At 62.3% G+C, this 7,534-nt stretch carries 7 protein-coding genes; all 7 read right to left on the bottom strand.

What is annotated here, in order from left to right:
- On the bottom strand, positions 1-227 hold a 227-nt coding region (locus tag HHL24_RS34355), incomplete at its 3' end, for a transposase (protein WP_206003149.1).
- 198 nt (positions 228-425) lie between these two features.
- Positions 426-1,814, bottom strand: coding sequence for an amino acid permease (locus HHL24_RS34350; RefSeq protein WP_169489738.1), 1,389 nt, complete (start codon positions 1,812-1,814; stop codon positions 426-428).
- 284 nt (positions 1,815-2,098) lie between these two features.
- Positions 2,099-2,755 (bottom strand): response regulator transcription factor RqpR, encoded by a 657-nt coding sequence (gene rqpR, locus HHL24_RS34345; protein WP_169489737.1) that lies wholly within the window; start codon positions 2,753-2,755, stop codon positions 2,099-2,101.
- A 10-nt stretch (positions 2,756-2,765) separates the two neighbouring features.
- Complete coding sequence (locus HHL24_RS34340) at positions 2,766-3,602, bottom strand: sensor histidine kinase (RefSeq protein ID WP_169489736.1); 837 nt, start codon at positions 3,600-3,602, stop codon at positions 2,766-2,768.
- A 433-nt stretch (positions 3,603-4,035) separates the two neighbouring features.
- Positions 4,036-4,806 (bottom strand): ferredoxin--NADP reductase, encoded by a 771-nt coding sequence (locus HHL24_RS34335; protein WP_153134273.1) that lies wholly within the window; start codon positions 4,804-4,806, stop codon positions 4,036-4,038.
- 733 nt (positions 4,807-5,539) lie between these two features.
- On the bottom strand, positions 5,540-6,499 hold the full coding sequence (locus HHL24_RS34330; protein ID WP_169489735.1) for an ABC transporter permease: 960 nt from the start codon (positions 6,497-6,499) through the stop codon (positions 5,540-5,542).
- Between the two features lie 29 nt (positions 6,500-6,528).
- Entirely contained in the window at positions 6,529-7,506 is a 978-nt protein-coding gene (locus HHL24_RS34325) for an ABC transporter permease (protein WP_169489742.1), read from the bottom strand.
- Positions 7,507-7,534 lie beyond the last annotated feature (28 nt).

The raw sequence follows: 7,534 nt of genomic DNA, 5'->3' as shown, positions 1-7,534 counted from the left end.
GCCTTGTCGGACCACTCGGCCTTGGCAACAAAGTGGTGGAGCGACTGATGCTTCGCACTGGCATGAAGCGGATCGATATGCGCGGCCATTGGTTCGACGCTCTTGCGTGACAGTGGCATCACCAGACCGGAACAGTAGCCTTTAAGGCCAGCGTGGCGATTAGCGTGCCCTAACTCCTGTGCCAGATGGTCGAGATACGCGTCAAATTCATCGAGATCGTCTGTCATTGCAATACCCCGTAGTCGCTATTACTTCATACTACCAGGTATCGCTTTTAGTTGACACAGTAAGACTAACAATTCAAGGAAAGGCCAACACCGCAGGCAAACAGACGAACAAGCGCAAGCAGGCAAACAATTCAAGAAAAGGCCAACACCCCAGGCAAGCGGACGCACAAGCGCCCACAGGCAAAAAAACCAAAACCTTTATTTCGCCAACTTGGAATGCCGCCGCGAATAGCCAAAATAAATCACCATCCCAATGAGCAACCAAACCACAAACGCCACCCAGGTCACGGCCTGAAGATTAACCATCAAAAACAAACAGGAGGCGACAGCCAACACCGGCACAACCGGCACGCCAGGACACCGAAACGCCCGCGGCAACTCAGGATGCGTCTTCCGCAAAACAAGAACCGCAATCGACACCATCGAAAACGCGGCCAACGTGCCGATATTGATCAGCTCAGCCAGCACATTCAACGGCACCAGCGCGCCAATCAGCCCGAAGAAAATCCCCACGAGCCACGTCGTAAAGAACGGCGTAGCAAACCGCGGATGCAGCTTCGACAGCTTCGCAGGCAACAACCCATCCCGCGACATCGCGAAGATCACGCGTGTCTGGCCATAAGCCATCACCAGAATCACCGTCAACATGCCCAGCACAGCGCCAAGGTCGATAAAGCCCGCGACCCACTTTTGACCCGCCACCTGCAACGCATACGACACCGGATGCGAAATGTTCGCGAACTGCGCCGACGGCACGATACCGGTGACCACAGCCGCCACCGCGACGTACAGCACCGCGCACACGCCCAGCGACGCGATGATCCCAATCGGCAGATCGCGCTTCGGATCTTTCACTTCTTCCGCAGCGGAAGACACCGAATCGAAACCGATGAACGCGAAGAACATCACCGCCGCCGCGCCGAACACGCCGTTCCAGCCGTTCGGCATGAACGGATGCCAGTTCGCCGGCGTCACATGGAAAACGCCCACGCCGATCACCAGCAGCACCACGATCACCTTGATCGCCACCATGATGTTGTTGATCCGCGCGGATTCACGCACGCCAAGCGACAACAGCGCCGTGATCGCCATCATCACGAGGAAAGCGGGCAGGTTGAACCACGTCTCGTGTCCCGGCAAGGCGCCCGGCGCGGCCGTCAGCGCAACCGGCAGGCTCACGCCGAAGCCCGACAGCAGCGATTGCAGATACCCCGACCAGCCGACCGACACCGCCGACGTTGCCAGTCCATATTCGAGCATCAAGTCCCAGCCGATGATCCATGCGGCCAGTTCGCCAAGCGTCGCGTACGAATACGTGTAGATGGATCCCGCAACCGGAATCGTCGACGCGAACTCGGCATAGGCGAGCGCGGCGAACCCGCAGGCAATTGCCGCGATCAGGAACGAGACCATCAGCGCCGGGCCGGCCTGAACCGCGCCCGTGCCGGTCAGCACAAAAATGCCGGTGCCGATAATGGCGCCGACACCGAGGAAAGTCAGATCGAGCGCGCCGAGCGCTTTCTTCAGGCCGGCGTTCTGAGCGCTCGCGATCATGTGCTCGACGCTCTTCTTGCGGAACAGGGACATTGGCGGTGGGTCTCCAGTAGTGCACGCATCTCGCGCGCCGAATGTCGGGGAAACCCGCGATTTTAACGGATGCGCGCTTCTGCACCATTTTGGGACGGCGTTTTTGCCGGCTGTGCGGCGGGCGGGAAATACCTGAGGGAGGGCGTTGAGCGTGGTATTTATCTGATGATATTGCGCAGCGGAAAGGCTTTCGCTCGCTGCACGCCCAAGCGGGTGGGGAATCGCGCTCTTGCCACCCTGTCCGTGGCGATCGCATGGCATGCAGCGATTGCGGAAGGAGGACGTCAGCCGGCCATCGCCGGATTCAGATCGACGAGCCGGTTGCTCATCACATAGAAGGTCAGCTCGGCGTTATTGCGCAGCTTCATTTTCTCGAGCAGCCGGGTGCGGTACACACTGACCGTCTTCACCGACAGTGATAACGCCATGGCGATATCCGTCAGCCGCTTGCCGGACGCGAGCATGCACAGCGTCTGGTATTCGCGGTCGGAGAGCTTTTCGTGCGGCAATTGTTCGCCGTCGAAGGAGACGTAATCCGCCAGCGCTTCGGCCATGGCCGGGCTGACGTATTTGCGGCCCGCCGCGACCTGCTGGATCGCGCCGACCATCTGCGCGGCATCGACCGTCTTGGACAGGTAGCCGGCGGCGCCGGCCTTCAGCGCGCGCACGGCGTACTGGTCCTCGCGGTACATCGAGAACATCAGCACGGCCACGCGCGGTGCTTTGCGTTTCAGACGCTTGAGCACTTCGACGCCGTTCATGTCGGGCAGCGAAATGTCGAGCAGCACCACGTCGTAGCTGTGTTGGGCGATGGCGTCGAGCGTTTCGGCGCCGCTTTGGGCCTCGGTGACTTCGCGCGCCACGCCGCGGTCGAGCAGCAACTGGCGGACGCCTTGGCGAACCACCGCGTGGTCGTCGACGAGCAGGATGCGCAGACTCATGATCGCGTGCTCACGATTGCAGCGCGCGACGCCCGGCGCCCGGTGCGCTCGCCAGCATCGCATCCCACGCAAAGCGTGCACGCACGAGCGTGCCGCGCGATTCTTCGGCTCCGTCGCCGCGGCATGAGCCGGCCCGCCGGGCGCTGACGCGCAGGGTGCCATCGAAGGCGGCGCAGCGCGCCTGCATGCCGCTCAGACCGAAATGGCCGCGACGGTTGCGAGCGTTGCGCGTCACGCCGATGCCGTCGTCGCTGACGATTAGCGTCAGGTGACGGCGGCCGGTTTCAATCCGCACGTCGGCGGATTCGGCGCGCGCGTGCTTGGCAATATTGTTCAGTGCTTCCTGGGCGACCCGGAACACGGCCAGCGCCGCGTCGGCGGGCAGGCGGGTGAGCCGCGCGTCGGCAGCGCAGACGAAACTTGTGCGCAGGTTCGTGCGTGCGGCGAAGTCGCGGATCCATTGCGCCAGTGCCCCGACAATGCCTGCCTCGAGCGACGGCGCATGCAGTTCCGCGACCACCTGGCGGCTGGCGGCGCATACGGCGTCGAGCGAACGATTCGCGACGGCGAGCGCGGCGGCGCACTGCGGCGGCGCATCGGCGGGCAGCCAGGTTTCGACGCCGGCAAGCGCGAAACGCGTCGCCGTCAGCTCGGCGCCCACGCCGTCGTGCAGCTCGCGCGCCACATGGCGGCAGGCAGCTTCCTGCGCCTGCACGAGTTCCGCCGACAGTTCGCGCACGCGGGCGCGCAGCAGCGCGAGTTCGCGCTCAGCAGCGGATTGCGGCGCGGCGTGTGCAAGTGAAGGCGGAATGTGGGGGCTAAACGGGACGACAGTCGACGTATCCATGACTTTCCCTCTCAGGAAGCAGTGTGAACGGCGAAGCGGGTGCGCGACGGATGCGCGAAGACAAAAGAACGCATGCGACTCTCTGGCCTCCAGGGATGTCTTTTGACGCGTTGTACGCGACGGACAAATTGCTACAGTGTGACGTAACGAAATTTACATTCAGTAACAAATAGGTCGCGCCATGACAGACATGTTAAACGACCGTTCGTGCGCCGCGATGATATCTCAAAAAAAGAAAAAATGCAGGCGTACCAAGGGTTAGCGCCTACATTTCACGCAATGGTTGATGTTTGGCAACGCCGGAATTGTAGGAAGAATGCTGACGCAAAATGTCAGGTCGATGAAGCCAATTTGTAACTGACCAACAAAAAAGGAGCCCGAGGGCTCCTTTCTGATGAATACGCGGCGTGAGCCGCTAAAACTGGGTGTTCGCTTAGCCGACGAACGCCTTTTCGACCACGTAATGACCCGGTGCGTTGTTGCTGCCTTCCTGGAAGCCCAGGTCGTCGAGCAGCTTGCGCGTGTCGCGCAGCATGTGCGGGCTGCCGCACAGCATCACACGGTCGTCTTCGAGCGAGAAGCCCGGCACGCCGAGGTCGGCAAACAGCTTTTCGGTTTCGATCAGTTCGGTGATACGGCCGCGGTTCTGGAACGCTTCGCGCGTCACGGTCGGGTAGTACAGCAGCTTTTCCTGCACCAGTTCGCCCAGATGCTCGTGCGCCGGCAGGTGATCCGTGATGTATTCCTTGTACGCCAGTTCGTCGACAAAACGGCAGGTGTGCGTCAGGACCACGCGCTCGTAGCGGTCGTAGATGTCCGGATCTTTGATGATCGACATGAACGGCGCGAGCCCCGTGCCGGTGGACAGCAGCCACAGCGTCTTGCCCGGCAGCAGGTTGTCGGCCATCAGCGTGCCGACCGGCTTCTTGCCGATCAGGACTTCGTCGCCGACCTTCAAATGTTGCAAGCGCGACGTGAGCGGGCCGTCCTGCACCTTGATGCTCAGGAATTCGAGGTGCTCTTCATAGTTTGCACTCGCAAGGCTGTAGGCGCGGATCAGCGGCTTGCCTTCGACTTCGAGGCCCACCATCGTGAACTGACCGTTTTCGAAACGGAACGACGGATCGCGCGTGCAGGTGAAGCTGAAAAGCGTATCGGTCCAGTGATGGACGCTCAGGACGGTTTGTGAATTCAGGTTGCTCATGGCTTCTTGGATAGTGCGAAAACAAAGGCGGCCAGTCGTTATAGCCGGCCGGCACGGCAAGGGCGATGCTGCGCTGACCCGTGGTCGAAAATCACGCGCAATCTGCTATTTTACCGCGCCCGCTGCCCGAGGGCTGCGGCGCGGCGGTTGAGCGTGGTGAAGCGGGTTACCGGACCTGGAAGCGTCGACGCCGGCGGTCGTTACGATCGGCGCCGCGAAGTACGTTGGCGTAAATGCAGCCGCGCTTCAGCAAGGATTCGGCGATGGGCGAAAGCCGCGCAGGGCGGTTGCCATCGGCTGTCCGGCTTGCGCCGGATAGGCGCGCCGCGCGGGCAACATTTTCAGGATGATACCGAAACCTGCCGTGCGCCGCAGCATTGACCCTGCTGATAAAACTGGCAAAAGCGGAGGGAAACGTCGCGAAAGGTGAGGAAAACGCAGTGCAGAGGGGATGTGCGGTCGCCTTTATCCGGGTTGGTTTGTCACGCCAGGTTGGTACACAAACAGGGATTGATGGGCTGTTAATCCGCCAGAATCCCTTTCTGTGTATGAAGAACGCTGCATCACGTCCTGATTACTCCGGGCGACGCTCGGATGAGGCTGCTATCGCGCTGTCCACCGGAATTCCGTGCTGCACGAAGCCCGTCGCGTGTTGTGTTTTGAGAACACCGGCGCAATCAGCGAGAGGCGACGATTGTCGGATCGGCTCGCCGGATCGCAGCCTCATTGCGGATTACGCTGCTGCAGCGACACGCTTCTTGCCGCGCTGCTTCAACACTCTCGCCTGCAGCACGATCACCAGCAGCAGGAACACGCCGCGAATCACCGATTGCCAGTACGCCGAGAGGCTGATGAACCCGAGCCCATTTTCGAAATTCAGCAGGTTGAACACCAGTCCGAGCAGCAGCACGCCGGCAATCGTCATCGCGATCGAGCCTTCGCCGCCGGTGAGCAAGGTGCCGCCGAGCACTACCGCCGAGATCGCGAACAGCTCCCAGCCGACGCCTTCGTTTGGCTGACCCGCGCCGAACTGCGCGGCCAGGATCACTCCTGCCATGCCGGCGAGCAGCCCGCTTACCGCGTACGCCATCACTAGCGTGCGATCGACGTTCAGGCCCATCAGCCGCGCCGCTTCCTCACTGCCGCCGATTGCCAGCGAATGCCGCCCGAAGCGCGTGCTGCGCAGCGCGAGCCAGCCGGCCACTGCGGCGACCACTGCCACGATCCCCGGGATCGGCAGGCCGAACAGATCGCCTTGACCGAAGTTGCCGAAGTTCGAGTCGGCGGCAATCGACACTGCATCGTTCTTGCCGAGCAGCAGCGCGATGCCGTGCGCGCCGAGGCTGGTCGCGAGCGTCACGATGAAGGGGAGGATTTTCAACCGCGTAATGATCAGGCCGTTGAGCACGCCGACGGCCACGCCCGCCGCGCAGCCCGCTACGATGGCGACCCAGCCGCCGTACACGCTGGTCAACGCGGCAACGACGCTCGCCAAAGCGGCCACCGTGCCGACCGACAGGTCGATCCCACCCGTGATGATCACGAAGGCCATGCCGATCGAGATCAGCGCGAACATCGAGTTGTAGCGCCAGAACGAGGTGATGTTGTAGGCGGAGCCGAAATGGTCGTAGCGCACGAGGCCGAGCACGATCAGCGCGACGAGAGCAAGGAGGATGGGAAGGTTCTTTTTCATCGCATCGAATCCGAAGTGTCCTTGAGGCGTTAGCGCGAACGCCGCTGCACATAAACCGCCGCGACGATGATGCCGGCCTTCACCACCAGGGCCGCCGCGTCGGGAATGCCGTGCGCGAGCAGCGTATAGCGCAGCAACTGGATGATCAGCGCGCCGATCAGCGTGCCGCCGATATACGCCTTGCCGCCCGTCAGGGCCGTGCCGCCGACCGCCACCGCAGCGATCGCATCGAGTTCGACGCCGAGCCCCACCACATTCGCATCGGACGACGAATTCACCGAGATCGAGATTAGCCCCGCCAGCCCCGCGAGCGCGGCGCACAGCGTGTACGCGATCAGCTTCACGGTGGCCGTCGGCACACCGCACAGATAGGCGGCCTTTTCGTTGCCGCCGGTGATCAGCAGATACTGGCCGAACAGGGTCTTGCGCACGATCCACGCGAACAGCACGACCAGCGCAAGCATCAGCAGCACCTGAAACGGCACGCCGGCGACCTTGCCCAATGCGATCCACTGGAATGCGGGCGTGTTGAACGCCTGCAGGCTGCCGTCGGTGACGACCTGGGCGATGCCGCGCCCGGCGATGAACAGCACCAGCGTCGCGACAATCGGCTGGACGGATAGCCTCGTCACCAGCAAGCCGTTGAAGACACCGCACGCGGCGGCCGCCAGCACCGGCAGCACGAACGCGAGCGCAATGCCGCCTGGCCCTGGGATGTTCAGGAACAGCATCGGCGCGAGCGAGCCTGAGATCGCCATCGACGCACCCACCGACAGATCGATGCCGCCGGTCGCCACCACCAGCGTCATGCCGATGCCGACGATCACGATCGTCACTACCTGCGTCATGTTGACGTTGAAGGTTTGCAGCGACCAGAAGTGCGGGGTGAAGATCAGGTTGAAGAGCACCATCGCGAGCAACACGATCACTTCGCGTTGCATGGCCAGGTGCCGCCATTTCTTCACCGTCGATGCGGCCGTAGCGCGCGGCGCGGCTGCGTCCGGCATTTGCGCCGCGGTTTTGGGGTGCAACGAT

This window comes from Paraburkholderia polaris (assembly GCF_012927345.1).
GTDB classification, from domain to species: domain Bacteria; phylum Pseudomonadota; class Gammaproteobacteria; order Burkholderiales; family Burkholderiaceae; genus Paraburkholderia; species Paraburkholderia polaris.
Note: the sequence above shows the minus strand (reverse complement) of the source record. Positions and strands in the feature narration are given on the sequence as shown.